The 26,525-nt window shown below is 35.2% G+C and carries 21 protein-coding genes; 17 read left to right on the forward strand and 4 right to left on the reverse strand.

What is annotated here, in order from left to right; genetic code table 11:
* Positions 1–198: 198 nt before the first annotated feature.
* Genes ttdB through HMPREF0381_RS00685 form a run of 3 tightly spaced genes read right to left on the reverse strand, consistent with a single transcriptional unit; the run spans position 199 to position 3,047 of the window.
* Positions 199–828 (reverse strand): L(+)-tartrate dehydratase subunit beta, encoded by a 630-nt coding sequence (gene ttdB, locus HMPREF0381_RS00675; RefSeq protein WP_040460977.1) that lies wholly within the window; start codon positions 826–828, stop codon positions 199–201.
* A 4-nt stretch (positions 829–832) separates the two neighbouring features.
* The gene (gene ttdA, locus HMPREF0381_RS00680; RefSeq protein WP_008749914.1) at positions 833–1,756 is read right to left on the reverse strand and encodes a L(+)-tartrate dehydratase subunit alpha; all 924 of its coding nucleotides are present in this window, start codon (positions 1,754–1,756) and stop codon (positions 833–835) included.
* A gap of 22 nt (positions 1,757–1,778) precedes the next feature.
* A complete protein-coding gene (locus HMPREF0381_RS00685) occupies positions 1,779–3,047 on the reverse strand; it encodes an SLC13 family permease (protein WP_008749915.1) in 1,269 nt (422 codons plus the stop codon).
* 200 nt (positions 3,048–3,247) lie between these two features.
* Here HMPREF0381_RS00685 and HMPREF0381_RS00690 point away from each other — a divergent pair, with 200 nt between their 5' ends.
* From HMPREF0381_RS00690 to HMPREF0381_RS00760, 15 genes are all read left to right on the forward strand, one after another.
* Positions 3,248–4,141, forward strand: coding sequence for a LysR family transcriptional regulator (locus HMPREF0381_RS00690; protein WP_008749916.1), 894 nt, complete (start codon positions 3,248–3,250; stop codon positions 4,139–4,141).
* A gap of 129 nt (positions 4,142–4,270) precedes the next feature.
* The gene (locus HMPREF0381_RS00695) at positions 4,271–5,479 is read left to right on the forward strand and encodes a sensor histidine kinase (RefSeq protein ID WP_040460979.1); all 1,209 of its coding nucleotides are present in this window, start codon (positions 4,271–4,273) and stop codon (positions 5,477–5,479) included.
* A 148-nt stretch (positions 5,480–5,627) separates the two neighbouring features.
* On the forward strand, positions 5,628–6,251 hold the full coding sequence (locus HMPREF0381_RS00700) for a response regulator transcription factor (RefSeq protein ID WP_008749918.1): 624 nt from the start codon (positions 5,628–5,630) through the stop codon (positions 6,249–6,251).
* Positions 6,252–6,372: 121 nt separating this feature from the next.
* Positions 6,373–6,672 (forward strand): WXG100 family type VII secretion target, encoded by a 300-nt coding sequence (locus HMPREF0381_RS00705; RefSeq protein WP_008749919.1) that lies wholly within the window; start codon positions 6,373–6,375, stop codon positions 6,670–6,672.
* A 33-nt stretch (positions 6,673–6,705) separates the two neighbouring features.
* Positions 6,706–7,017, forward strand: a complete 312-nt coding sequence (locus HMPREF0381_RS00710) for a WXG100 family type VII secretion target (protein ID WP_008749920.1) — start codon at positions 6,706–6,708, stop codon at positions 7,015–7,017.
* Entirely contained in the window at positions 6,992–7,819 is an 828-nt protein-coding gene (locus tag HMPREF0381_RS00715; protein WP_242824368.1) for a PP2C family protein-serine/threonine phosphatase, read from the forward strand. The genes HMPREF0381_RS00710 and HMPREF0381_RS00715 overlap by 26 nt, the downstream gene beginning before the upstream one ends.
* Positions 7,820–7,878: 59 nt before the next feature.
* A complete protein-coding gene (locus HMPREF0381_RS00720; protein ID WP_008749922.1) occupies positions 7,879–9,888 on the forward strand; it encodes a serine/threonine-protein kinase in 2,010 nt (669 codons plus the stop codon).
* A gap of 30 nt (positions 9,889–9,918) precedes the next feature.
* Positions 9,919–14,766 (forward strand): RHS repeat protein, encoded by a 4,848-nt coding sequence (locus HMPREF0381_RS00725; protein WP_008749923.1) that lies wholly within the window; start codon positions 9,919–9,921, stop codon positions 14,764–14,766.
* A 17-nt stretch (positions 14,767–14,783) separates the two neighbouring features.
* On the forward strand, positions 14,784–19,679 hold the full coding sequence (locus HMPREF0381_RS00730) for an FtsK/SpoIIIE domain-containing protein (protein WP_008749924.1): 4,896 nt from the start codon (positions 14,784–14,786) through the stop codon (positions 19,677–19,679).
* Positions 19,676–19,924, forward strand: coding sequence for an EsaB/YukD family protein (locus HMPREF0381_RS00735; protein ID WP_008749925.1), 249 nt, complete (start codon positions 19,676–19,678; stop codon positions 19,922–19,924). Before HMPREF0381_RS00730 ends, HMPREF0381_RS00735 begins: the two co-directional genes overlap by 4 nt.
* A gap of 8 nt (positions 19,925–19,932) precedes the next feature.
* Positions 19,933–20,235 (forward strand): NUDIX hydrolase, encoded by a 303-nt coding sequence (locus HMPREF0381_RS00740; RefSeq protein WP_008749926.1) that lies wholly within the window; start codon positions 19,933–19,935, stop codon positions 20,233–20,235.
* 9 nt (positions 20,236–20,244) lie between these two features.
* Entirely contained in the window at positions 20,245–20,556 is a 312-nt protein-coding gene (locus tag HMPREF0381_RS00745; protein WP_008749927.1) for a WXG100 family type VII secretion target, read from the forward strand.
* A 95-nt stretch (positions 20,557–20,651) separates the two neighbouring features.
* Entirely contained in the window at positions 20,652–20,945 is a 294-nt protein-coding gene (locus HMPREF0381_RS00750) for a hypothetical protein (protein WP_008749928.1), read from the forward strand.
* Between the two features lie 98 nt (positions 20,946–21,043).
* Positions 21,044–21,721: a response regulator transcription factor gene (locus HMPREF0381_RS00755; RefSeq protein WP_008749929.1), complete on the forward strand. Its 678-nt coding sequence runs from the start codon at positions 21,044–21,046 to the stop codon at positions 21,719–21,721.
* Positions 21,718–23,040 (forward strand): sensor histidine kinase, encoded by a 1,323-nt coding sequence (locus tag HMPREF0381_RS00760; RefSeq protein ID WP_008749930.1) that lies wholly within the window; start codon positions 21,718–21,720, stop codon positions 23,038–23,040. The genes HMPREF0381_RS00755 and HMPREF0381_RS00760 overlap by 4 nt, the downstream gene beginning before the upstream one ends.
* A 480-nt stretch (positions 23,041–23,520) precedes the next feature.
* On the opposite strand, the gene HMPREF0381_RS00765 is transcribed toward HMPREF0381_RS00760, so the two are convergent.
* Entirely contained in the window at positions 23,521–23,721 is a 201-nt protein-coding gene (locus tag HMPREF0381_RS00765) for a hypothetical protein (protein WP_008749932.1), read from the reverse strand.
* Positions 23,722–24,304: 583 nt separating this feature from the next.
* On the opposite strand from HMPREF0381_RS00765, the gene HMPREF0381_RS00770 reads away from it, so the two are divergent.
* Positions 24,305–25,219, forward strand: a complete 915-nt coding sequence (locus HMPREF0381_RS00770) for a hypothetical protein (RefSeq protein ID WP_008749933.1) — start codon at positions 24,305–24,307, stop codon at positions 25,217–25,219.
* Complete coding sequence (locus HMPREF0381_RS00775; RefSeq protein WP_008749934.1) at positions 25,219–25,944, forward strand: hypothetical protein; 726 nt, start codon at positions 25,219–25,221, stop codon at positions 25,942–25,944. The genes HMPREF0381_RS00770 and HMPREF0381_RS00775 overlap by 1 nt, the downstream gene beginning before the upstream one ends.
* The last annotated feature ends 581 nt before the right edge of the window (positions 25,945–26,525 follow it).

A 26,525-nucleotide genomic window follows, 5' to 3' on the forward strand; every position in this document is an offset into this window, starting at 1 on the left:
GCTTACATACATATTACAATATACAAAGATAAAGTTTTAAAAATCATAATGTCAATAGAAGAAAGGGGCTTAGGAAATATATAGAGTTATATATTTCCGCCCCATTAATATTAAAAACTTATATACCAAATATCCCGGATTATTTTATGTTTTATTTGAAACTCCACTGAAGTTTGAGTTGTTTTTAATCAGTATAGATTATTTAATAAAGCCTACTTGTCTGCTTATTATTTCTATCTGCTCATCCTTTTTCTTATTATATTCCACCTTTTTTTCTTCAAAATAGTTTCTTCCATATGAATCTATAGAAACTATAAGTGGTCCGAATTCCTTAACTTTGCAATGCCACAGTGTTTCGGGCATACCGAGATCCTTCCACTGAGCTTCCACAATTTCTTCCACTTCAACTGCCGCCACCACTGCATTACCTGCCGGGAAGACACAATGAATTGCTCCAAAATCTTTACAGGCTCTTTGAGTATTTTCCTTCATACCTCCTTTACCAAGTATCACCCTAACACCGGTAGTCTCAACAAATTCATATTCAAATTTTTCCATACGCATAGATGTTGTGGGTCCTACAGAAACCATTTCATATTTATCATCTCCTAACGAACGTATAATGGGACCGGCATGAAGTATTGCCGCATCTTTTACATTAACCGGAATTTCTCTTCCTTCTTCAACAACACGCCTATGTGCCACATCTCTACAAGTTGTCAAATCACCTGTAAGATATATGATATCTCCGATATGTATATCTTTTAAATCTTCTTTTGATACCGGAGTAACTAATATTTTTTTCCCATCTCTAATTTCAACAGCCATTTTATTACCTCCATGCTCCTTCTTTATAATCAAAGCCTGTATGTGTATCTATCGTAAAATTCAGATCCTTATCAAAAACTATATGTCCTCGTCTATGACTCCAACATCCCACATTTACTGCAACTCCTATTGCTGAGGGATGCCTTGCAGTATTTTCAATATTTACTCCCATTACAGAGTAATTACCGCCCATACCCTGTGGTCCAAGCCCTATATTATTAATACCTTCTTCCAGAAGCCTCTCCATCTTTGCAGCATTTTCATTTGGATTATGTGTACCTATATTTCTCATAAGCGCTTTTTTTGAATTAAGGGCGGCAGTCTCTACAGATGTGGCAACCCCGACTCCTACTAAAAGTGGAGGACAGGCATTTAATCCATATGTTGTCATACGGTCAAGTACAAATTTTGTAACGCCCTCATAGCCTTCTCCGGGCATAAGTACTGTAGCATTTCCGGGAAGTGTGCATCCGCCCCCTGCCATATAGGTATATATTTCACATTCGTCTGAATGTGGAATGATATCCCACCATACAGTAGGAGTTCCCTTTCCGACATTTTTACCCGTGTTATATTCATCAAATGTTTCCACAGAATTATGGCGAAGAGGTGCATGTACTGTAGCTTGTATTACGGCTTCACGAAGAAGTTCTTCAAGCTCATCTATTAATGGAAATTTTGTTCCGCATTTTACCCAAAACTGCAAAACTCCGGTATCTTGACATGATGGGCGATTCAATTTCACCGCCAGATCCTGATTTCTAAACATTGTATCGTAAATAACCTTTGCCATAGGACTGTCTTCTTTATTACTAAGTTCTGCAAGTTTATTTATTACATCATCGGGAAGCTTTTTAGCTGTAAAACCCACGAATTGTGCCATTATTTCAGTTAATCTTTGTACCTTTTCATTATTTTTATTAATCATAACAATCTCCTTTATACTGTTTTTATGCCTGGAAAAATGGGAATGCAATCGGCAAAATTATCATACTTACTATTGTTGCAATAAATATAAGAGGCAAACCTGCCTTTACATAATCCATAAATTTATAATTACCTGCTCCCACCACCATTGTATTGGCAGGCATTCCGATAGGGGTTGCATAGGCACATGAACCGCCGATTACACATGCCATAAGCACTGCTCTTGGATCCGCTCCCATACCTGTCGCAATCGAAAGGCAAATAGGTGCCATAAGTGCGGTTGTAGCCGTATTTGACATAAAATTTGTAAGAGCACAGCATATTATAAATACTATAAATGTAAGTATATATGGTGAAGGATTTGCACCTAATCCACCTATAACTTTATCTGCAATCATTTCCCCTGCACCGGTTTCTTGAAGTGCAGTTGCAAGTGAAAGAGTGCCGCCAAAAAGAAATATTGTTTTCATATCAATGGATTTGATAGCGTCCTTTTCAGAAATCACCTTGGTAATTACAAGGAGAATTGCTCCTATACAACCTGTTACACATAATTTAATACCTATTTCTTTTTCAAATATCATTCCAAGCAGAGTTCCTACAAGAATAACTAAGGATAGAATTTTTTTCCATCTTGGAACCTTACTGAAATCGTTTTCAATGTCAAAAACCGATTCATTGCCTGGGTCATTGTCAGGCAGAAGTTTGTAACCTATAGTTGCATAAAATATTATACCTGCTATAAGTATCGGCAGCCCGACAATTGCATATTCAAAGAATCCGAATTTAAGCCCTATAGGTTCAAGTGTGGACTGAGCTATAAGATTACCCGGTGCTCCTATAAGTGAGAGATTACCTCCCATGGCTGCGGCAAATACCAAGGGCATAAGCAGTTTTGATCTTTTAAATCCTGATTTTGCAGCAATCCCTATAACCACAGGAATGAGCACTGCTGCGGTACCGGTATTTGAAAGCACACCGCTCATAAGACCTACTATTACCATAATAGCAATAATAAGACCACGTTCGGTTTTGGCAAACTTTGTTACCCAGCCGCCGATCTCATTTGCCATACCGGTTTCAAAAAGAGCACCTCCAACTATAAACATAGCTACAAAAAGTATCACATTGGTATCAATAAAACCACCAAAAGCCTGCTTTACATCTAATACTTTGGTCACTACAAGACCCACACAAACAATCATAGATGTAAGGGCTAAAGGAATTTTTTCTGATACAAACATTATAATTGCGAATACCAAAAATAATAATGTTATTATTGCCGGACTCATATTTTTTCCTCCTACATATAAATTTTTCTTACACGCATATTGTAGTTTACTTATACTAAAAAGAATATTTAATTCTAACTTGGGTTGGTATAAAAATAAACTATACTAAAATACAGATAATGATATAATAATGAGTAGATAAACTTTATTATTCATGTTTATAACATGCTGATTTTTTAGAATAAATATAAGGTGATGATATGACTTTAAATCAATTGGAGTATTTTTGTGCGGTATGTCGCTATCACAGCATAACCAGGGCGGCAGCAGAACTGTTTATTACACAGCCAACTATTTCTGTTGCCATAAGAGACTTGGAAAAAGAGTTTAATATTAAACTTTTTAATCATGGAAAGAATAAAATTACATTAACCTCTGAAGGAGAGGAATTTTACAAAAAAGCAAGCGGGCTACTGTTACACAGCCATGAACTCTATGATGAGTTTGGGTCAATGGGAAGAAATATACCGGCAATAAGAATAGGCATACCTCCGCTTATGAGTACAGTATTTTTTCCAAGACTTATTAACTTATTTCAGAAAAACTATAATATCCCTGTTAAACTATATGAGTATGGCTCGATTCGTGCTTCTAATTTAATAAATGAAGATATTTTGGATGTAGCACTTGTAAATATGGACTTTTACAATATTTCCAAATTTGAGTCTTATTTTTTAATGAATGATTCCTATATTTTTTGTGTTTCCAAAAATCACAGATTTTCAAATGAAAAAGAGATTACATTAGATATGCTTAAGGATGAACCTATAATTTTATTTAATACGGATTCTGTACAAAATTCCACTATTTTTGCAAGATATCATGCAATGAATATTATACCTGAGGTACTCTTGCACTCGAGTCAGCTTGGTACAATTTTAAATTTTGTAAGGGGAGGAAATTGCGGAGCATTCCTGTATTCATCTCTTGCAGTAAATCCAAGAGATTTTGTTGAAATACCTGTTAAGCCTGAAATAACAAGTGATTTCGGATTACTGTGGAAAAAGGGGAAAATTCCTAACAGCAAGACGACTAAATTTATTGATTTTATAAGGAGCAATGAATATAAAGACATATTTACTTGTGATAAATGATATTGTAAAATAATATTAACAAATTTAATAAGATTAAAACGGCTCTTTAGCGTTATAATTATACATAGTTAAGAAAAATTACAGTTTATCTTTGGTATAGAATCATCCATTGTTTTGATGGGGGTAAAGATGACATGGAAATATTTTGAACGGAAACAAAAGTACCTTTTATTTAAACTTAATAAAGACTTAAGCCGACAGATTAAAACCCTTCAATCCGCATTCAATGAATTTAAAGATGAAGGGAATGCATCAAGTCTTTGCTTTAGAAAAATGATATGGCTGACAGTGTTTTTAAAACGCTATGTAAATCTTTTTTTAATCTGTCAGTCCGGTGAATCTGTCACTATGGATGAAATAAATCTTTGTTTTTGGGAATTTTCGGAAAAACTTAAATGGTTTCCCGATATCAAAACTTTTAAATTATGCGAAGGATGTGGCGAGGTCTTGCCTGAAACGGCATTTTTTATATGTAAGCTTTGGATTTCTTTACTTGAATGGGCAGGGTATATGCCTGATTTTGTACAGATACATATTAAAGACGGGCAAAAGGCTGTTCTTACTATTGAAAGCCCTATGATTTTAAATAAATCAAACTTTCTCACATGGCTTTTACAGAGAGAAAGTTTGAATAGTGAATATATGGAAATCAGTGAAAAAAAGGAAGGAAAAAAGCTGTCAGTAAGCTTAATCTGCCATAAAAAAAGTATAAAAGAGAATACAGAGCTTTATAACGAAAAAAAATATAACATAAAGGCTTTGAAAAATTCTGAAGGCAACAAATACAGTAAAACATTAACAGAACCTGATATATACTCAAAGCCACAATATCCTAATTTAAAAATGAGATTACACAGAGAATTTGGAGACTGTATGCAGGCAGGATATTTATATATGACGGGGGATGATACGGTAGATAAGGAAAATATAGTCTACATGTGGAGAAGTCTTATTAAAAATCTCACATGTAATACTTTCACAAAGCAGAAAGTTGATGATAAAAAAGAATTGTCACAACTGGCGGCATTATTTCACTGTACTTTACATCTGCCAAAGAAAAATCTCTTTAAGGAAATGTATGAATCTGTTTTTTATTTTTGTATACGTGAGGCTATGATGAATGCTGTAAGACATGGAGCCGCCACAGAAATTTTTGTGACACAGGAAAGGTTTAAAGATAAAATAAAGATATGTATTTTTGATAACGGCACAGGGCTAAAGAAAGACTTTAATGAAGGTGGAGGTATCTTGGGGATTCGTGCTTATCTGAATGAAAGAGGGATACCTCTATATATAAATAATGAACAGGGAACGTTAGTGATTTCGTTTTTACTTTAAAAATTCTCCTCCATAGAGGTCGGTAAAATAAATAGATTTGTGCTTAACAAAATAGGAGACGTTAAGTAGGAATGCCAAATATGCCATAATTTTTATCATAGGTTTTTTGGCTGGACGGTTACATGAAGGTTTACTTGGGAGGTGAAAAATGTTTGGCATTATGATTGTGGAAGATTCACCTTTTACAATAGAGTATTTGGAGCTTAAATTATCCAAAATGAAAAATAAATATCAGGTGATATGTAAATTCCGGGATGCCCAAAATGCAGTGCCGGCTTGTGAATCCGGGCAGATAGATATTGTGCTTATAGATGTATGTCTGAATGATGCCTCCGGACTGGATCTGGCAAAGAGAATAAAGGAGAGCTTCCCTAAAATCAAAATAATCATTATGACTTCCATGCTTGATCAAAGTTTTATTAAAAGGGCAAAAAGTTCAGGATGTGAAGGATTTTGGTTTAAAGAAAGCATACAAACCGGAATCTTATCAATACTTGATGATGTAGCTATCGGCGAAAAAGCATTCTCAGAGGACTTTCCGGAAATTACACTTGGCAATGCAAGGCTTGAGGAACTTACAGATGCGGAGCTGGCTGTATTAAGAAGCTTTGCCAAGGGATTTACTTACGCCGAGGTGGCAAATGACTGCCATATTTCAGAAAATACAGTGCGTTACCATGTAAAAAACCTTACAAGTAAAACCGGAATGCATAATATGGCAAAGATTGCCCTTGAGGCTGTGGATAAAAGAGTTATTTTACCTGGCTTTTAAAAAGTACTAAAACTACACATATATGTGGGGACAGATAAATGTTCTTTTGTTATACTACAATCAACAAAGCAACAATAATTTATATTCGCCGTATGGCAAAGTATAAGGATAGGAGTTGAATATGGCAGAAATTAAAGTAACACCTTCGGTTCTTCGCAGCAAAGCTGATGAACTGCAAAACGGAGTAAGGAATTTGTCACAGAAGATGGAAGAACTTCATGAAAAAGAGGCTCAACTTTCCACAATGTGGCAGGGAAGTGCCAAGGAGAGCTTCCACAATGCTTTTATGACAAGTTATGATGAATGTCAGGCATTTTTTCAGGAACTGCAAAGATTCATTGTAAAGCTGGAAGAGACGGCACAACAGTATGAAGAAACAGAGGCAAGAGCAACAGAAGCTGCACAGCAGAGATTTTCTTAAAAGAAATTTTCTTAATGAAGAAAGGAAAATAATATGGATGGAAATATTTTAGTAACCCCTGAGGAGTTAACAAGGAATGCTTCAGAGTTTTCGGCATCAGGAAACAGCATGTACCAGATAGCAAATGAGATGCTTCAGACAGTACAAGGCTTAAGCGGTATATGGGGCGGAGATGCCGCCAATACCTATATAAATAATTTTAAGCGTTTTCAGGGAAGTTTTGACAGGCTTAAAGGCAATATTGATGCTCACGCATCCGCTCTGACTGAACTTGCAAGCATGTATCAGCAGGCTGAGCAAAAGAATGTAGAAACCGCAAATGATTTCAGAGATGTTTTGGAATAGGCTGTTTAAGCCCTTTGATTATACCTTAAATGCAGCACTTATAAGTGATATTGGGAAAAAAAGAGTCGAGAATCAGGATAATTTTTGTTTTGATACATTTATCAATATGAACAAGGCAAAATCCGTCCGATTAAAATCACAAAATTTCGCCTTACCCGAAGCTTACGCTATTATGGACGGCATGGGTGGAGAAAAGCTGGGAGCACAGGCATCGCTTGAAGCTGCCGGCTTTTTTTCCAATATTAAAAAAAATATTTCAGAACTTCTCCAAAGGCTGAATGCTGATGAAAGAGAGAGGGTGTTTTACAGTCTTATCCACAGCATGAATGAAAAGGTATGTCAAATGGCAATTAAAAATCATGTAAAGCAATCCGGAACCACCTTCTGTGCTATCTTTTTGATAGAAAATAGAGCATATATTGTAAGTGTGGGAGACAGTAAAATTTTTTTGATTAGAAACGGTAAGGCTGTTTGGCAAAATGAATCTGATGCTATAAATACCGCCATTGTAGAAAATGGAAGGAAAAAATGGATAAAAGGCGGTCTAAGTCAATTTTTGGGAATGGATACAAAAGAATATGAGCTTATCCCCCATATAAAGGAACTGAACCTAAAGCCTGATGATAAATTTTTATTATGTAGTGACGGACTGACCGATTATGTTAGTCCTGATGAGATAGGGAGGACAGTAAAGGAGAATCTCATGGAAAATTCTATGGATATTCTTTTAAACCTGGCGTTAAAACGTGGAGGACGTGATAATATTACTATTCTGCGATTGGATATAAAGCGCAAGGAATAGGAGTAAATTCTGTATTAATGTAATTATTTTTAAATACATAGAGCGGAGAAAGAGAAAATATGACACACAGGGAAATCATAACCAGGGTGTGGCCCGGTTGGGAAATAGAGAAAAAAATAGGAGAAGGCTCCTATGGTAAGGTTTTTAAAGTATCAAAGGAAAGCGGGGGAATGGTGCAGGAATCTGCCGTGAAGGTAATCCGCATTCCGGAAGATGAAGAAGAATTTAAACAAGTACAGGAAAAATTTTCTTTGACACGTCAGGAGACGGAAGAATATTTTCAACCTGAGGTGGAGAGATTTAAAAAAGAAATCCTGATTATGAAGGATTTGGGCGAAGAAAACAATATTGTCCGTATTCTGGATTTTGAAATAGTAAAAGATACCGGCGGGAACTATGGATGGTATATTCTTATCCGTATGGAACTTCTTGAAAGTCTGGACTCTCTGATTAAAAGAAGGGATTTTTCTATAGGGGATGTACTTTCCTTAGCAGATGATATTCTAAATGCTCTAAAAGCCTGTGAAGAACATAATATTTTACACCGTGATGTAAAGCCCGATAATCTTTTTTGCAACAAATATGGACGGTACAAACTTGGAGATTTCGGAATTGCCAGAAAACTTAAGGAAAGCAGTTTAAGCCTTTCACATAGAGGGACTGACAATTATATGGCTCCTGAGATATATCAGGGAAAATCCTACAGCCACAATGCAGATATCTATTCTCTTGGAATTGTGTTGTACAAGCTTTTGAATAATAATCGTCTGCCTTTTTTGGAGCAGGGGAAACTGACTGCATCAAGTTTGGAAAATGCATTTAAAAAAAGGCAGACAGGTGAGAAATTCCCTAATCCCACACATGGCTCTTTAAAACTTTTCGGTATTATAGAAAAAATGTGTGTTTTTGATCCTAAGGATCGTTTCCAAAATGCCGAAGAGGTTTTGGAGCAGCTTCATGAATATCGCAAAAATAATGAGGACGAGCTAAAAAAATCTTTGGAGATAAAACGCATGGATGTACCTGATTATATTATTAATAAAAAACAGGCAAGTTCTACAAGAGAGGAAACAGTTTTAGATTCTCCAAAGGAAAAAGACATTCCGGAAGATATTCCTCTAAATGAAGAGACGAATTTTGATTATACAGAGGGTACAAGAAAGCTTCATCCCGAAAGGAAAAAAGCTGAAACGAACTCTTCATGGGATGATATTGAAGAAGCTATAAATAAAATGCAGGAAGACTCACAGAACAATAAAAAATCAGGTTTTAAGACATGGCTGCCGATTATTGCAGTATCCGGTCTTATATTGGTTATAGGAGCTGCATTTTTATTAAGACCAAAAAAAACTAATGAACAGGCAAATGCCACCACAGAAGAAACTTCGGTAATAACATCTGAAAGTACAGCTTTAGAAAGCAGTGAAATATCAGAGGCACCAACTGCCAACCCGGTTTTGGCTGATGATGTTTTTTCTGTAGACAAGTCACAATTACCGGAGGGCAGCTATTTGGAATATACTACCAATCTTTGGATTCCAAGTGCTAAAGAAGTTAAGGAAAGAAGCGGTATCTATGTCGGAGAACAAACAGACGGTGTTCCAAACGGTATAGGAGGATTTTTCTATCAAACGGAGGGACAAGGTGAGGAAAACAGCCATTATCTGGTACAAAATGTTTATATCGGAGAATGGGAAAACGGAGTGCTAAAGCCCGGAACAATTGTAAAACAGAGAAAAAAGAATACTCTGACTTATGAAAACGGTGATATTTTTACCTTTACATTCCGCTTTGAAGATACTTGGGATGTGAATAATTTCCGTGACAATATGCGTGGAAGCATGGACTACATTGCCGTAAAGGGGGAAACCGGGCAGGAAGAAAAGCAAAACTTTGTAGGAGTGTTTGACAAAGAAAGCGCACAAAAACTTAACGGAACGGAATATAATGATACACAAAAGTATGTAGGCGATTACCGCGATAATCGTTATTTTAACGGGATAATTTACAATTTGGAAGGAGCTCAAATCGGAACGGTAACAGAAGGCAATGTAGAGTATACTCAATGATACCGGAGCTTTAACAAAACGGAGCAATCAATGAATGATATTTTTATGAATTTTGCATCTATTTTAAGTCTTTCCGGAAAAACAGGGGGGATTCAAAGCAGTATTGCAGGATGCAGTCAGGAATTAAGAAATATTGCCCTTGGTCTGGAATTGGGCCATGGCGGTGACAGCATTAAAGAAGCTTTGGGCGTTTTATCAAATCAATGTGATGAAGAGTCTCAAAAGGTTTCACATATGGGAAGCACCTTACATCAGGCGGCACAAATCATGCGAAGCGCCGAGGACAGAGTTATTCAAAATAATTTTATTACCGTTTCTCAAAATGCACTAAAAAGCAGGTATAAAAATGCCCTTAAAGAAGCGGCTGTACTTGGGATCGTCGGTGGAAGTATAAAATCCGGAACAGGCTATGGAGGTGACCCTGTCAGTATGTTTTCGGGCAACTTTTTATGGCAGATCACCCCTTTTAAAACTTATGCCGGAGAAACTTTTGAATTGACAATCTGCTATGATACGGCATATAAAGATGATAACGGGCTTGGCAGAGGATTCAGACATAATTTTATGAGCTGTATTAAACCGATGGGTAATTGTATATTCGGTATTTTTGATGTGTACGGTAGCAGTGCTATTTTTTTAGAAGGTGAGGATCATATCTTCTACCCTCAAAATCCTACCGTAAAAAGATTGTATAGAGAGGAAGACGGGTTTAGATACTATGATCCCGAACTTTTACATTCTTTAAAATATGATAAAGACGGACGTTTAAGAGCTGAATATATTAAAGAAAAAGAGATTAAGCGACTTATTTATGACGGGGAACATTTGATTAAAGTAGAATCATTAAACGGATATTTCTTTGATTTTACCTATGAAGATAATCATCTTGTGAAAATTACTGATAATATCGGTCGTTATATTAAGTTTAAATATATGCAGGATCTTTTAAGTGAAATGGAAATTTATTTGGAATCCGAATCCTTGTTCACTCATTTATATGATTGCAGAAAATACTCTTATTTTTATGATGACAGAGCCCACCTGATAAAAATTACAGATCCCGATGAGAAGATGCTTTTTGAAAACATCTATGATGAAATAGGACGTGTAGTACATCAGTCTATGGGAGAAGGACGTTTTTTCACCTTTACCTATAATGGAAATAAGACTCTAAATTGTGATGAAACCGGTTTTACTACAGAATATATCCATGATGAGAACGGTAATCTCCTTTTAATGAAGAATCCTTTATTAAAATACGAAGCGGAGTATGATAAATATAATCGAATTACAAAAAAGACTGTAAATGAAACAGATACCATGCAGTATCATTATAACGCATTAGGGCAGCTTAGTGCCGTTATTAAGGGTGGATTTTTCCATGAATTTTTCTATGATGAGAACCACAAACTAAGTGAATATACATTTAACGGCAAAAGCTATTTAAAAATTCACTATGATTTGGCAGGCAATGTAATAAGTATTGATTATCCGGGTGAAAAACCGCATCAGTTTTTCTATGATGAAAACAACCGTTTGACAGGATATGAGGCTTACGGAGAGAGTTGCCGCCTTTGCTATGATGAAAAAGGGTTTATTGTAAGCCTTTACGCTCCCGAGGAGCTTTCAGAGGAATACAGCTATGACGGTCTTGGCAGAATCATCAATATAAAAATAGAAAACGAAAGAGAAATTAATATAAGATATGCCTTTGACGATCTTATAGGATGTATGTGGGATAATTCAGATAGAACTATTAATTGCAAATATTCTCTTACAGGTAAAATGCTCTCCTATAAATCCGGAGAGGAAAAAACAAATTATGTGTATGACAATTTTGGAAATATAACAGAGCTTCATCTTCCCGGCGAAGATGTATATATTATGGAATATAATACATGTGGGAATCTTTTAAACCGCTACAGAGGAGATTTCTTAGTGGAAAGCCTAAGCTATAATGAAAATCAAAGGGTGGTAAATATAACAGACGGCTTTGGATATGAGGAGTACTATACTTGGAATATATGGAATCAGCCCATAAGTATAAAAAACAGTAACGGCTTAAATATTAATATAGACTATGATGAAAATCATTTAATTAAAGCGATTTCAATGAATGATTTTTACCTTAGCTATCAATATGACAGCAACGGCAGATTGGCATCTGTTTTTGATGATGAAGGAAGGTATATTATATATGATTATGATATGGCCGACAGGGTGGTTCAGGTAAATACATTTCAATCCCGTATGGAAATCAGTTATGATGATTTTTCAAATATTACCCTGATTTCTCCTGCGGATTTCGGATACCTTTTGCAAAATAAATATGATGAATATAATCGTCTTATAGAAAGTAAAACTCTCGGTAAACCACTTTATCAGCTTTCATACAGTGCCTCGGATGTAAGCGGACTTAAAATTGAAGGAAGAACTGCCTCTCTTAAATATGACCGCACCGGACATATGATTACTTTTTCCAATCAATTAGGAAAAGAAACAGTGCAAAAATTTGATCAATATAATCGCTTACTGTCTGTAGGTACTAAAGATTTACCGGATATTATAAGATACGGATATGATATTTCAGGACGTATTAAATGGTTGCGTGATGAAAAAATGACTGTCTTCTTTTCCTATGACGGCTTAAAAAACTTATCAGGAATATACTGTCTTATATCCGGTGAATACAGTGATGAAGAATTAAATCTTAGTGACGGTGAATGGGCAATGACAAAAAGTGGCTCCTACTGTCTTATAGATACAGATTATGACAAGATGCTTATCTCATTAAAAGACAGTTTAGGAAATAGTGAGATTTTTGAAACAGGCTCACCCGGAAACTTAAAAAAGATTCATTACGCAAACGGTGACAGTAAGGAAATTATATATGATTCCCTTTTGCGAGTTAAAAAGATTTTTGAAAGGGGCAGCTATAATGAAAACAGCAGCTTTGTATATGATAAGGATTGGATAACAGAGGCGACTAATTCCAAGGGAAATGTAAGATTTGACTATGACCTTGGAGGAAGGGTCATAGGTATACATTATCCTGACGGAAGTATAGCCGGTTATGAGTGGAATCAGGCAAATCTTTGCACCGCTATTCTTTATCCTGACGGAAATCGTGTGGAATACAGCTATGACAGTTTCGGCAATCTGACAAAAGCAAATCTTTTAGATGATATATTGTATTATAGCTATGATGAAAAGCATAGGCTTGTTAAAAAGCAATCAAACAGCTTCATTCAAAACCTTATCTACCATGAAAACGGAAAGTTAAAAACTTTATCCGTTCAAGATGATGCAGGGGTTTTAATGGAAATTCAATATAACTACGATGAATTCTATAACAGGCTTATTGAAAAAACGATTTTTGAAAGGGACAGGGAAATACTCTCCTATGATTATGCCTATGACAAAAGGGGACTTTTAGCTAAAACTTGGAAAAACAGCGAGCTTTTTGGTGAATACAAATATGATGCTTTCGGCAATATAATATATTCCAAAGAATCTAAAGAAGAAGCTCGGTATACCTATAATGCACAAAATCAGCTTTTACAAAAAGATTTTATGGGACAAATATATTCCTATGAATACAATGCAAGAGGGGATTTGATTTGTGAGCTACTTGACGGCAAAATTTTATCTACTTATCAGTACAATGGACTTGGTCAGCTTTTATATGCTGTAAATGAAAAAGGCAGTGTACAATATAGTTATGATGCTTTGGGAAATCGCATTGAGGCGGAATATACCTACAAGAACCTAAAAAAAGAGAAAGAAATCTACTATCCCGGTTATCTGACAGAAAACGGCCTGCCGCTTTGTAAAAGGAGTATAGAAAAAAATATAAGTCAAAACTTTTATTTTGACCAAAGCCCTCTGGCAGAAAGTTTGAGTGGAAAACCGGTTTGGAATATATGTGATGATGACAAAAATCCGATTTTTCGTCTAAAAGATGAAAATAACTATGAGATATCGGACTATTCTCCTTTCGGAGTTTGCAAAAAATATCAAAGAGGAGAAAGCTTTAAATTATTTTCTACAGAATATGGCTTTAACTCCCATATTTATGATGATTTTTTGAATCGTCATATCACTTACAACAGAGTATATGATCCTAAAAACGGCAGATTTCATTCAAAAGATATCTGCATAGGTGACTTTAAAGATCCTCTAAGCTTTAATCGATATATTTATAAAAGCAATAGTTTTAAAAATATTTTCACAAACATTGATTTGGCAAAGGATTTTGCAGTTGCAAAAAGTTTTATTGTTTCAAATATAGCTATAGAGGCGGTATCAAAAAGTCCTTTAAATATTTTAAGTACATTAATTTATAATAAGCCGTCAAAAGAAGCTGTTACAGCCTGTCTTAATCCTCTGTATAGCGGGTTGGAAGATATTTTACAAAAAAACATTAAATTCAGTGCAGGATTAGGTAATGGCAACTTTAATTGTACCGAAGATATAAGACCTTTCTTTTCTAAGGAAAATGCTTTACTTTTAAGCGGATGTATACCGGCATATGCTTTGGGTAAGTCGGGAGAAAATGTTTATAAAGGTTTTTATAGTTTGACTAAATCAAGTTCATTGCCTGATATACAAAAGAAAATCAAAAAAAGCTTTTGCTCTCCTGCCGGCAAGCTGCTTCCTGCCCTCATAGCAATGAGCAATAAACAAATGCTTTTACGTACACTGAATCAAAATGTAAGTAAGGAAATGTTTTTCGGTTTGGCAAATAAAAACAATAACAATGGTATACAAACAATTATTAAAGGTTTTAAAAAACCTGCTGTTCCTACAAACAGCTTTACAATCGGTGCTGTAAGGCTTAGCACAGGTATTGAAGCCTGTACAAATAATCCCGTTTAAGTTTGAGGAGGTATGACGTGATTAGAACATTAACTTTTTTTACAAATAACGGATTTCAGGAGGTGACACTTCCTGCCATCAATAATGAGGATTATCTTTTAGTGATGGAAAGTAAAAAGCGACCTGAATTAAGGGGAATAAAACTTCGTTTTGAGGTAATTCGTGATATATGGTATTTGCTTGAAGTAGCGGGTGCAGAAATGGAAAATCCCGCTTCTAAGACTCTTTTTTCAGGAGATATAATAAATGTTATTAAAGATGGCGAAGAGATAGCAATACTTTTTCAGGAATCCGCCGAGGCATTTAGAGATATGTCAAAACTTGTACTTTCCGACAGAAAAATAGTCAGCATAGGCAGGGATAAAAGTTGTGATATAGTATTGGATTATAAAAATATGGTGTCCTCCCGTCACGCTGTTTTACAGTTTTATGACGGCAGTTGGCATATTAAGGATGCCAGTACCAACGGAACATTTGTGAATGATAAAAAAATCACCGAGGAACAAAGACTGCACCGAGGTGATGTAATAGTGATCATCGGAATCCGTATGATGTTTCTTGGCAAATACCTTGCTATTGATACCGGGAATAAGAACTATACTGTACATTTAAACGGAATGAAAATTCTTCATGAGAGACATTTTCAAAGTAAAGCCAAAAAGCTTTTCCCATATGAAAAAAAGTTGTTTAATCGCTCTCCAAGGCAGCTGTTTCCTATGAAGAAAAAGGTCTTTGATATTGAAAATCCGCCTGAAAAAGAGGCTGAAAACAGTGCTTCACTGCTTTTAAGAATAGGCCCCTCAATGACTATGATGCTGCCAATGATGGCAGGTACCATGGTTGCCTCCAATCAAAATGCCGGAATCGGACATGCAGGTCTGGCAATGGCTGTTGCCTCTGCGGGATTAGGCGTAATATGGGGTGTTGCCAATTATAAAAAAGGCAGTAAGGACAGGGATGAAAAAGAAAAGAAAAGAATCTCCTCTTATACAGACTACCTTACAAAAAAGGGAAAAGAAATTGATGAGGATTATAAGCAACGTTGTGCCGCCTTGGAAAGAATCTATACTCCTGCCGATTTATATGCAAAAAATTTTGTTGAAGACAATCTTTGGACCAGAAATCCGGCACATGATGACTTTATGTATTATCGCATAGGTACAGGCTCTCTACCTTCTCCGGCAGAGATAAATATAACCAAACCCGGATTTCGTGTAGAAAAAGATCCCTGGCAGGACTGGGGAGAATCCATAAAAAAGTCCTTTGAAGAATTGAAAGAAGTCCCTATAGGAATTAATTTAAAAGACTACAATCTTATAGGTGTGGTAAGTGAAAAAAAATCCTCAGCACTGGATATTATAAGACTTTTATCCGCTCAGATTGCCTATAATAACTGTTATACCGATGTTAAAATTGCGGCGGTTTTTAATAAAGACAGTGAAGAGGAAGCTTCTTCTTTGGAGACTTTAAAATGGCTTCCGCACTGTCTGTCTTTTGACGGTAGAATAAGATATATGGCAGGTGACAGAGACGAAGCCAGAGAGGTGTTCTTTGAACTTACTCAAGCCTTACGTGACAGATTTAATGCAGAGGATAAAAATGATCAAAAGCTTTCACCTCATTATATATTGTTCTTAACAAAACAGGAATATCTGGAGGGAGAAGTAATAAAAAGCTATATTGAAAGTGAAAAAAATATCGGATTACATACTGTAATTATAGCGGAATCTGTAACGGATCTGCCCAATTGCGTAGATTTTGTAATTCAAAATGATGATGAATTTTGCGGCTTTTATTCCCTTTTAGCAGATTTTGAGGACAGAATTAATATATCACCTGACTATATTTCCGCCACACAGCTTGAAAGTATCACCAGAAAAATTGCCCCTTATAAGGTAAAGGAAAACAATGTAAGTGCAGGGCTGCCTTCAGGTATCGATTTTGTAAAAATGTATGGAGTTCACTCATTAAACGATTTGGGAGTGAAAAATCGTTGGATTAAAAACCGCACTTATGAATCCATGGGAGCATTGGTAGGTATAAAAGACGGAGGAAAACCCTGTTTTTTAGATATACATGAAAAATATCACGGTCCGCACGGACTTGTAGCAGGTACTACAGGATCCGGAAAAAGTGAGACTCTTCAGACATATCTGCTGTCACTGGCTATTAATTTCAGCCCTGATGATGTGGTATATTTCATCATAGATTATAAGGGCGGCGGTATGGCAAATTTATTTGAAGGACTGCCTCATATGGTGGGTGCCATTTCCAATCTCTCCGGTAATCAGGTGCAGAGAGCTCTGATGTCTATAAAAAGTGAAAACAGAAGACGCCAGCGATTACTTAATGAGGCAGGAGTCAACAATATCAACAGCTATACCAAACTGTATAAAGAAGGCAGCATATCGGAACCTATGCCGCATCTTTTGATTATAGTGGATGAGTTTGCAGAGTTGAAAAGAGAAGAACCTGATTTTATGAAGCAGCTTATCAGTGTTGCACAGGTGGGGCGTTCTCTTGGGGTACATTTGATCTTATCCACACAAAAGCCTACAGGTACCGTGGATGAAAATATCTGGAGCAATTCCAAGTTCAGACTATGTTTACGTGTACAGGATGTACAGGATTCAAAGGATATGTTAAAAAAGCCTGATGCCGCTTATTTGACAAATCCCGGCAGATGCTATTTGCAGGTGGGACAGGATGAGGTCTATGAACTTTTCCAGTCCGGCTACAGCGGAGCAATCTATAAGGAAGAAGAACAGAGCAGGCAAATTGCCGGAATGCTGAATTTAAACGGTCGTATATCACTGGTGGGAAATGCCAATCAAAGAAAAATTGCCGCACAAAAAAAGCGTCTATGGTCTTTAAAAATTTTAGAGCTGATGAAAGAATATCAAAATAAATATCAGGATTTTTACCTGCACTCTCAAAAAGAGATTTTAGATGAACTTATAAAAGTCTTTAAAACAGAGGGAATATCCTTTGAAAAAAATGAGAGAAATGAAAATAAAATTTATGATCTTTTTATGTTTTTGTCAGAGCATGCTAAAAATTCCAATGATGAAGTTCTTTCACTGTATATGGAAAAGCTTAAAACAACAGGTGAGGAGTTCCCACAAGAACAGCAAAAGTTACAGCTTGATGCAGTAATCTCACATCTTCATGAGATTTTTTTACAAAACAACTATAAATCTCCAAAACCATTGTGGATGACTCCTTTAAAGGAAAGAATAGAATGGCAGGGATTAAAGACAGATCAAAAAGATGTGGTTACAGAACATAGAGTATCACCCGTATCGGTGGGAATTGTGGATCATCCCGGGAATCAGGAACAGTTTGTTTTTGAATATGATTTGGATGGAAATACCTTGATTTTAGGTCTTCCCGGCAGCGGTAAAAGTACCTTTTTACAGACTTTATTATATGCTCTTTTCATAAAGCATACTCCGGCTCAGATTCAGGTATATGGAGCGGATTACAGCAGCCGCATTACAGCCTGCTTTGAGAGCTTCCCACATTGTGGCGGAATTGTATTTGAAAATGAGGAAGAGAAGCTTGAAAGGCTCTTTCACCTATTAGAAAAGATTTTGGATGACAGAAAAAAGCTGATACGCGGTCAAAGTTTTTTTGAATATAATAAAATGTCGGAAAACAAACTGCCTTTAGTTTTATTTTATATCGACCAATACAGTAATTTCAGAAATCAGGTAAAGGATGAAATGGAAGAATTTTTGGTAAAACTTAGCAGGGAAGGTATTGCATACGGTATATACCTGATTTTTACCACAGCCTCTTTACATTCCTCAGATATTCCCTTTAAACTTGCCAAAAACTTCTCAAAAGTTTATCCGCTTGAAATGAAGGAAAAATTTGATTATACGGAAGCACTTAATCTGATGAGAATTGATACCTTACCTGAACAGGGAATAAAGGGACGAGGACTGATGAGAATGGACGATTTTGCTTTGGAGTTCCAAGTTGCCGTAGTTGAAGAGAACCTTTCAGATTATGACAGAGCGGTAAAAATAAAAACTCTGGGCCGGGATATAAACGCCTTGTGGAAGGGAATCCGTCCAACCCTAATTCCAACTATTCCCAAAAATGTTACCTTTGAAATTTTTATGAAAGACGGCAATGTGCAAAACTGCTTAAAAGATCACTCTCTCCTGCCCTTTGCTTATAATCTGAAGGATGCCCTGCCGCATAGTATATCCCTGATACGAAGCCTGGGATACCTGATTTCCGGTAAGGCCATGACCGGAAAAACCAATGCATTACAAATGATATACCGGATGGCGGCAAAGAAGGGGAATGTATACTATATTGATTTGACCGGAAATATGCTGCATTTGCCCGAATATGAGAATGCCTGTATCATAAGAGATTTAGACGGCCTGTATCAGATGTGTGAAAGTCTGATTCCCATACTAAAGGAGAGAAACAAAAAGAAGAAAGCTCTTGAGGAAGAAGATTATACTGCGGAAGAAATTTTTGCAAATATGGCAGATGAGATTCCTATTTTTATCCTTATTGACGGATTGACAGAGTTTTTGGAAAAACTTCAATCCGCTACAGACCGATATGCAAATATCCGTCCCTTACTTGAGAACTTTGCAGATAAGGGAAGACTGCATAAGCTCTACTTTATTATGACATTAAACAGTGATCAGAGTTCACAGGTTTTGGGATATCGTTTTATAAATCTGTTAACTAAACAGATAGAGGGTATTCATTTGGGAGGCAACTGTATCTCCCAGAGGATTCTAAATTTTGATAAACTAAGTTACAGACAGCAAAACAAGGCTCTAAAGCCCGGATATGCCTTTGTAAGTACTTTGGATGAAGACGGTGCAACAGAGATATATGTACCGATGTCAAAAGCCGGTAAAAAAGGAGGAAATCAGTGATTATCGTGGATATAAATGTTTTTATATTGGATAAACTCTATGACTTTGAATTAAATGAGGACGCTAAAGTGCGTGAGGTTATAGAGGAAATTGTACATATGGTGGAACAGAAGGAAAAAACCTCATTTACGGGAAATATTGCAGATATGGTACTTGTGGATAATTTTAGAAGGGATATTTTAGATCCGGATTACACATTGGCCGAGCAGGGAATAGACTCGGGCTGGAATCTCAGTCTGGTATAGGAGGTGCTATGGGGCAATATGTAAGAGTGGATGTACAAATTTTAAAAAACGATTTAAATGAGTTTCAAGAATCAATTTATGAATTAAAAAGAGCATTTGAAGAAACAGGTTTAAATGTAGAAAGCCTAAAGAGTCAATGGACGGGTGAGGCGGCAGATCGGTTTATGAGCTGTTTTTTTAAAGAAACCATGGTTTATGAGGAATTAATAAAAGAATTGGAACTTATGCAGGAAAGATTTGTAATGTCCCATAAAGAGTACTGCAAAGTTAAAGATGACTTACTTAACTTAGTGGATGACTTTAGGGTATAGGAGGTCAAAATGAGCGAATTACAGGTTAAAACCGAAAGTCTGTATCAGGAAGCCGAAAAAACGGTTGACAGTATCAGAAAATTGAAACAGATACTGGAGCGACAGAGAAATATTATCAAAAAAATGGGCGGATACTGGAACGGTGAGGGTTATGAAGCCGCTACAAAAAACTATACGGAACTTTCAGATAAATTCTTGCAGCTGTTAAATCAGCTTGAGGATACTCCGGCTACTCTCTTTGATATTGCAAAAGCATATGAAAAGATGGAAAGAGTAAATCAGGATACGGTTTCAAAGCTTCCCGACTCTATTTTAGATTGATAGTCATAATTATATTTACCGGGGGCTGTTGTTTTAATATATTTTTATACAGCCCCTGATAAATATACCGTCAATAAGCTTTTAAGGAGGATACCATGTTTGATAATCAGGAAGCATACCGCAAACAACAGATAAATATTCAGTACAGGGATGCAATGAGAAGGGCCGACAGGCTGGAGGAACTGGCTAACAGACTTTCAAGAAGAGCAGTTGTTGAAATAGAAAACCTGTCAAATGATATCAGCAAGCAATGGGAGGGAGATGAGGCGGTATTGTTTTTAAAAAAAGCCGCCATTATAGAATCCGATATTTCAAAAACAGTAAAAAACATCAGAGAATGTGCTTCCACTATCAGAAGGATTGCAAAACAAAGCCTTATAATTGAATAAAAACTGATTATATGAGAAAATATGGTAATAATTTTAGGTTTAATTAAATGCATTAAGAATAAAATTATCTCTATATCAAAGATAATCATGGAGAGATTATGAATATTTTAATAGTTGAGGATGAGGTATTGCTCGCCTCCTCCCTTAAAGAAATTTTTGAAGAATGTGGACATAGTACAATATGTGCATATGACGGTATGGAAGGACTGGAACTTGCCAGGTCTTCTCATTTTGATATTCTGGTACTTGATTTAATGTTGCCGAAATTAAACGGCTTTCAGGTAGCAAGGACGCTAAGAAAAGAAAAAAACGGTCTTCCGATACTGATGCTTACCGCAAAGTCGGATATACTTGACAGAGTAGAGGGGCTGGATTCCGGTGCCGACTATTATCTTACAAAACCTTTTGACAGAAGGGAACTCTTAGCCTGTGTAAATGCATTGCTTCGCAGGCATGGAAAGGAAGTCAATCAGATAAGCTATGGAAATACTACACTTGATATAGATTCCGGAGAACTTATATCCGGAGAAAACTCTATCAGGCTTTCCTCCAAGGAATTCCAGATGATGAGACTGCTTTTAAAAGAGGGTAAAAATAATATTTCCAAAAATCTTTTTTTAGAAAAAATATGGGAATATGACAGTGATGCCACGGAAAATAATGTAGAGGTTTATATCGGATTTTTAAGAAAGAAATTAAAAACACTGTCCTCGGATATCTCCATAATTGCAAGTAGAGGTTTGGGATATCATTTAGAAATAAGAGGTGAGAAATGATTGAAAAACTACAAAGAAAGCTTACATTGCTTTTATCCTCTGTCAGTATTTTTTTGCTTTTATTTTTGCTTATCTTTCCATTCCTCTTTAACAGATATAACCTATACAGCAGTCTTAAAACATCACTTTCCGCTGCAATCAGTTCACCTATGCATGTTGATAATACATCCAGTTCCTACCCCGTTTTTATGATGCTTATAAACTCTGACAGTGAAATATTAGACAGTAAAGGTCCTGATTTTTTCTTAGATGATGATCTGAAATCAGAACTTATATCTGATGCATTATCTAAAATAACTGACAGTGACAAGCTTTATTCTTCAATAAATAAAGGTAAGCTTGCCTATCTTTGTAAAAAGGATACACCACCTGACAGCTTTGAAGATGAAGCAAAACATTCAAATGATACAGATAATCGTTTCAATAAAGCCGACATCAGTAATGACTTTGCTAATTCCGGTTTTAAGAATAAACCTCTGTATCGTATTGCCGTTACCGACTTTAGCAATGAGATAAAGAGCTTACAAAGACTCTCTGTTTTACTTACAGCCCTTTTCTTTATACTTTCATCCATCATTATACTTTTTTCAAGGTATTTTGTGAAAAAGAGTATTCGTCCGGTCAGTGATGCTATTATCTCACAACGCCGGTTTATATCAGATGCCTCACATGAGCTGAAGACTCCACTGACTGTTATTATCAGTAATATTGACAATCTTAAGAAGCTGCTCTCAAAAGAGTCTTTCAATACTTCAAGTATTACTCTGTTTAAGAAAAATATAAACGGTATTGATGAAATGAGTATCAGAATGAAGCATTTAACCGAGGACTTACTCAATCTTAGCAGGTTGGAAAACTGGCAGGACAGAAAAGAACAGATGAATCAAATTGCTTTATCGGATATAGCTACCAAAGAATGTTTGTATTTTGAACCTTTATTTTTTGAAGATTCTAAAACCTTAGACTATACTATAGAAGAAAATATTTCTATACTTGGAGATGCAGGTAAAATAAAAGACCTTATTTCCATCCTATTGGAAAATGCTTTAAAATACTCTGTCTCACATACTAATCTTATACTGAACCGTCAAAAAAATAATATCATCTTATCTATAGAAAATGATATTGAAAAAGAACTTTCAAAGGAAGATACCGTGAATATATTTAAAAGATTTTTCAGACTGGACTCATCACATTCAGGTACAGGCTATGGTCTGGGACTACCTATAGCAAAGGAGATTGTGCTTATGCATAAGGGAGAAATAAAGGTATCAAGTAAGGGTAAAAAGGTATGCTTTTTAGTCAGTTTTCATATATAGATTTATGGTCCGGTTTACATCATATTAGCTGCCATATCTTTGTATTTTGCAGTTTCACTTGATCCTCATAAAATAACAGGTTTATTTTATGGTTTAACCGGTGCCTTAGCCGGTGGAGGTATTATTATAATAATTCGATACTTTTATTGGCAAAAAAATAAAGAAAAATATTAAGAGAAAATAGAAGCCGAAGAAATAGAGCAACAAGATGAACTTAAACAAAAGCTTAGAGATAAAGCCGGCAGATATACTTACCTTATTGGATTGTTAATTATAATATTATCTATTATCGTGTATTCAGTACTTGGAGCCTTAAACATTATGAATACTAAACATATTTTAATTTATTTAGGAGTATACTTAATCAGCCAAGTTTTTATCGGTATTATAGTGTTCAATTATCTCTTAAAAAATTACGACTGATATTTTCTTCATACATCAGTATGATAATTTTATATAAATGGTTTAAGAAGATATAATTTACCATTCTAAAAAATTCATAATCACATTGACCATAATTTCTTCTTCCGGTTTTGATTCTGCCAATAACAAAGTAATGGCTACCAAAGTACTGTCAGAGATTATTTTTTCTTCACCTTTAAACAGTAAATTATTTTTATTTAGAAAATATAGGAATATAGTTGTGGCAATTCTTTTACATCCATCAATGCTTTTAATCATTTGTCATTAACTGCATAACCTTGAACAATATATGACTAAGCTGATTTAACATTTATGCAATGAGAATATTATTAATAGAGGAAGTATAAAGTATTTATACAATCAAACATTTGATGCCTTTATTATTCTATTGAGAAATACACTTAAAGAAGAATATCCAAAGACAAAGTTGAAAAGAATTATGAAAAGCATTCATTATGCAAACGGTTTTAGTGATTAGGATTTAAAACAAAGTGCATTCATACTTGATGAAGTTGAACAGTATCTTTATATAAATAAATTTATTAATTACAATAAGTCTGTTGAATATTTTAATAAGCTTATCACATATGATAAATTTGAAATAAATCCGTAAAGTATGGTTTTTACCATTATAGAGAGATTACTTTGCAGTAAGCGTAAGTTGTAGTTTTAAAACATTGGTTTTTGAGGGGCTAAAAATGTGTTGATACTAATGTCGGAGACAGTAGATGAAATATTTTGTGCATCGTTGTACAATTTGATGTTGACATGTAGCAAAACGATGATATAATGTAATTATATAAAGACAAGACTGGTACTTTGGAGAAGGGAGTGTTTATATATGGCAAAAGTAGAACGTAAAATTTTCCAACCAACTATATTAACAGCAATGCTTATTGAAGGTGCGTGTGATAAAGATAGGGGAGGAGCAAATATTAGTGATTTCACTAACAAAGCAATCATTGAATATTACACACCATATACGAGTCCATTACGCAAGGAGACAGAGTTTATTTTTCATAGACTCATAAATGAAGAAGATATTCTCGAAGATGAGCTCAAGGCAACACTTGCTCGTTGCGTTGACATTCTTAAGGATTATCCAATCAGTGATGTAAAACCTCTGGAACAGATTTTTATTCACTTCACTTATAAGCGTGGAAGAAGACTTAGATACGACTACATTCAGATTGTAGATGAACAGCAGGATAGAATTCTTCATCGCTTCAACGATGTTCTTAAAACAGTGGATGAGGATTTCACCTATGGTTCTAGAGAGTTTGGAGAACGTAGTAGATATGCATTTAAGCATTGGGGTGAGCTTTGTAGCTATTCAGAGATTTATACAGCTCTTGCAACAATTATTGAATGTGAAGATATTTATTATCCACTTAGTATATTCAGAACTATCGACTTAATAAAATGGTTAGATAATGCAGTTAGAGATTCTTCTCTTGAAACAGTCAAAACACCATTTGAGACAAATATTTCTCTTTCAGACAGATACTATGGTATCAGCTACGAAGTAAGCGTATATCATACAGACAACGGTTATGAATACCTTTCAGGAGACATAAGTTTTGAACATATGCCGAACAAAATTAGGGAGTATTATCAGAAGTATATGAATATAGGTACTATACATGGTGAAGTTACGGAGAAAGATTTAAATGATCTTATTGCCATCGAAAAAGAAGGAAGATTTTTGTTTCGTAGACTTAACAAAAATCACAAAAGCCAAATGGAGGTAAAATAATGTTTATTAATAATTTTATATCTATGTTATTTCCTAAGCAGAAGCCTAATAAGCGAACAGTAAATAATATTAAAAATAATTTTACTTGTAAAGATGTAACACTTGAACGTTACATCAAAGCATTTCTTAACAAAGAAATAGATGCAAAAGAGTGTCTTCAGGCTTTCATTGAGTATATGGCTTATGATAATGACAAACATATCAAGGAAAATAAGATTATATTTGAGATGCTTGAGGATTTTTTGCAAGATGCAACATGGAAGACAGAATGGACAATTGATTGTGGTGACTACAATCCTACAAGACCAGAGACTTGGTTAAGATGCATTTATAGCATCTATGGCGACAAGCTCCATTACATCAAACATGCCGAACAGTTTTTGACTGATCTCAACAAAGAAATCACTGCTGATAATGTAGAAGAAACTACATCTCACTGGGGTATGCCTGTAACAGCGGAAGAATATCTTCATAAAGAAGAACTTTCTGAAAAAGAAAAGAATCTGCGTGAGAAGATTGAATCCGGCAAATTTACACCAAAAGAAGTTATTCTCATGGTTAAAGATAACTGGGAAGTATTGTATCATTATAGTACTGCCTATGAAACGATAGAATATTGTATTGCTGCAAGTGAAAATCACATAACACCAGAGTATTTCTCCTCTGCATTTCGTGATTTTGGACGCAAAATGGGGGAAATTTATTGTAAAGTTAAAGAAAGATAAAAGGTAGTATCTGGAAATAGCTATAATAATAGGTTTATTGACTCAAATAAGTTACTACCACAATTAAGTTTTTATATAAAAAAGGTGGTTAACAACAATTACCATTCCATGATACATATTATAATGTGACTATGTTATAGAGTTGGTTTTTATAACATTTTTAATGGGTCAACAAAAAATTGTTGATGGTTTAGATACTAATATTAAAAGGGCTGCTTTTCTATTCACTAAAATAGTCATTCAGCCCTTTTAATATAGATCATTTCATATACTTCTCAAAACTTTCCAAGCTCATATTTTCTCTTTTAGCTGCTTCTCCTGTAGTTAATATACCCTCTTCACTATTTCTTTTTCATTTTTAGTTAACTGCTTCCACATCCAATACCAAAAAGTATAGAGCCAATTATCCATACGTACTCATTTCTATCTGATTTATATGACATGTATATTGATATTAAAAGTACAAAATGAAACTATTGTTAGTATTGAATAATCCAGGCTAAAATCCCGCACCTGTCCGGCACATGGAAATCAATATTCCGTTTTATTGGAAATCACGATTCCGGTAAAAGAGAAATCGC

The organism is Lachnoanaerobaculum saburreum DSM 3986 (genome assembly GCF_000185385.1).
GTDB classification, from domain to species: Bacteria; Bacillota; Clostridia; order Lachnospirales; family Lachnospiraceae; genus Lachnoanaerobaculum; species Lachnoanaerobaculum saburreum.

Bases quoted from the DNA above. Each gene is read 5' to 3' on its own strand.
- ttdA (WP_008749914.1), bottom strand. From the start codon at position 1,756: ATGATTAATAAAAATAATGAAAAGGTACAAAGATTAACTGAAATAATG.
- HMPREF0381_RS00755 (WP_008749929.1), top strand. From the start codon at position 21,044: ATGAATATTTTAATAGTTGAGGATGAGGTATTGCTCGCCTCCTCCCTT.
- HMPREF0381_RS00765 (WP_008749932.1), bottom strand. From the start codon at position 23,721: ATGATTAAAAGCATTGATGGATGTAAAAGAATTGCCACAACTATATTC.
- HMPREF0381_RS00705 (WP_008749919.1), top strand. From the start codon at position 6,373: ATGGCAGAAATTAAAGTAACACCTTCGGTTCTTCGCAGCAAAGCTGAT.
- HMPREF0381_RS00725 (WP_008749923.1), top strand. From the start codon at position 9,919: ATGAATGATATTTTTATGAATTTTGCATCTATTTTAAGTCTTTCCGGA.
- HMPREF0381_RS00760 (WP_008749930.1), top strand. From the start codon at position 21,718: ATGATTGAAAAACTACAAAGAAAGCTTACATTGCTTTTATCCTCTGTC.
- HMPREF0381_RS00695 (WP_040460979.1), top strand. From the start codon at position 4,271: ATGACATGGAAATATTTTGAACGGAAACAAAAGTACCTTTTATTTAAA.
- HMPREF0381_RS00775 (WP_008749934.1), top strand. From the start codon at position 25,219: ATGTTTATTAATAATTTTATATCTATGTTATTTCCTAAGCAGAAGCCT.
- HMPREF0381_RS00710 (WP_008749920.1), top strand. From the start codon at position 6,706: ATGGATGGAAATATTTTAGTAACCCCTGAGGAGTTAACAAGGAATGCT.
- HMPREF0381_RS00745 (WP_008749927.1), top strand. From the start codon at position 20,245: ATGAGCGAATTACAGGTTAAAACCGAAAGTCTGTATCAGGAAGCCGAA.
- HMPREF0381_RS00685 (WP_008749915.1), bottom strand. From the start codon at position 3,047: ATGAGTCCGGCAATAATAACATTATTATTTTTGGTATTCGCAATTATA.
- HMPREF0381_RS00700 (WP_008749918.1), top strand. From the start codon at position 5,628: ATGTTTGGCATTATGATTGTGGAAGATTCACCTTTTACAATAGAGTAT.
- HMPREF0381_RS00770 (WP_008749933.1), top strand. From the start codon at position 24,305: ATGGCAAAAGTAGAACGTAAAATTTTCCAACCAACTATATTAACAGCA.
- ttdB (WP_040460977.1), bottom strand. From the start codon at position 828: ATGGCTGTTGAAATTAGAGATGGGAAAAAAATATTAGTTACTCCGGTA.
- HMPREF0381_RS00740 (WP_008749926.1), top strand. From the start codon at position 19,933: ATGGGGCAATATGTAAGAGTGGATGTACAAATTTTAAAAAACGATTTA.
- HMPREF0381_RS00750 (WP_008749928.1), top strand. From the start codon at position 20,652: ATGTTTGATAATCAGGAAGCATACCGCAAACAACAGATAAATATTCAG.
- HMPREF0381_RS00690 (WP_008749916.1), top strand. From the start codon at position 3,248: ATGACTTTAAATCAATTGGAGTATTTTTGTGCGGTATGTCGCTATCAC.
- HMPREF0381_RS00720 (WP_008749922.1), top strand. From the start codon at position 7,879: ATGACACACAGGGAAATCATAACCAGGGTGTGGCCCGGTTGGGAAATA.
- HMPREF0381_RS00715 (WP_242824368.1), top strand. From the start codon at position 6,992: ATGATTTCAGAGATGTTTTGGAATAGGCTGTTTAAGCCCTTTGATTAT.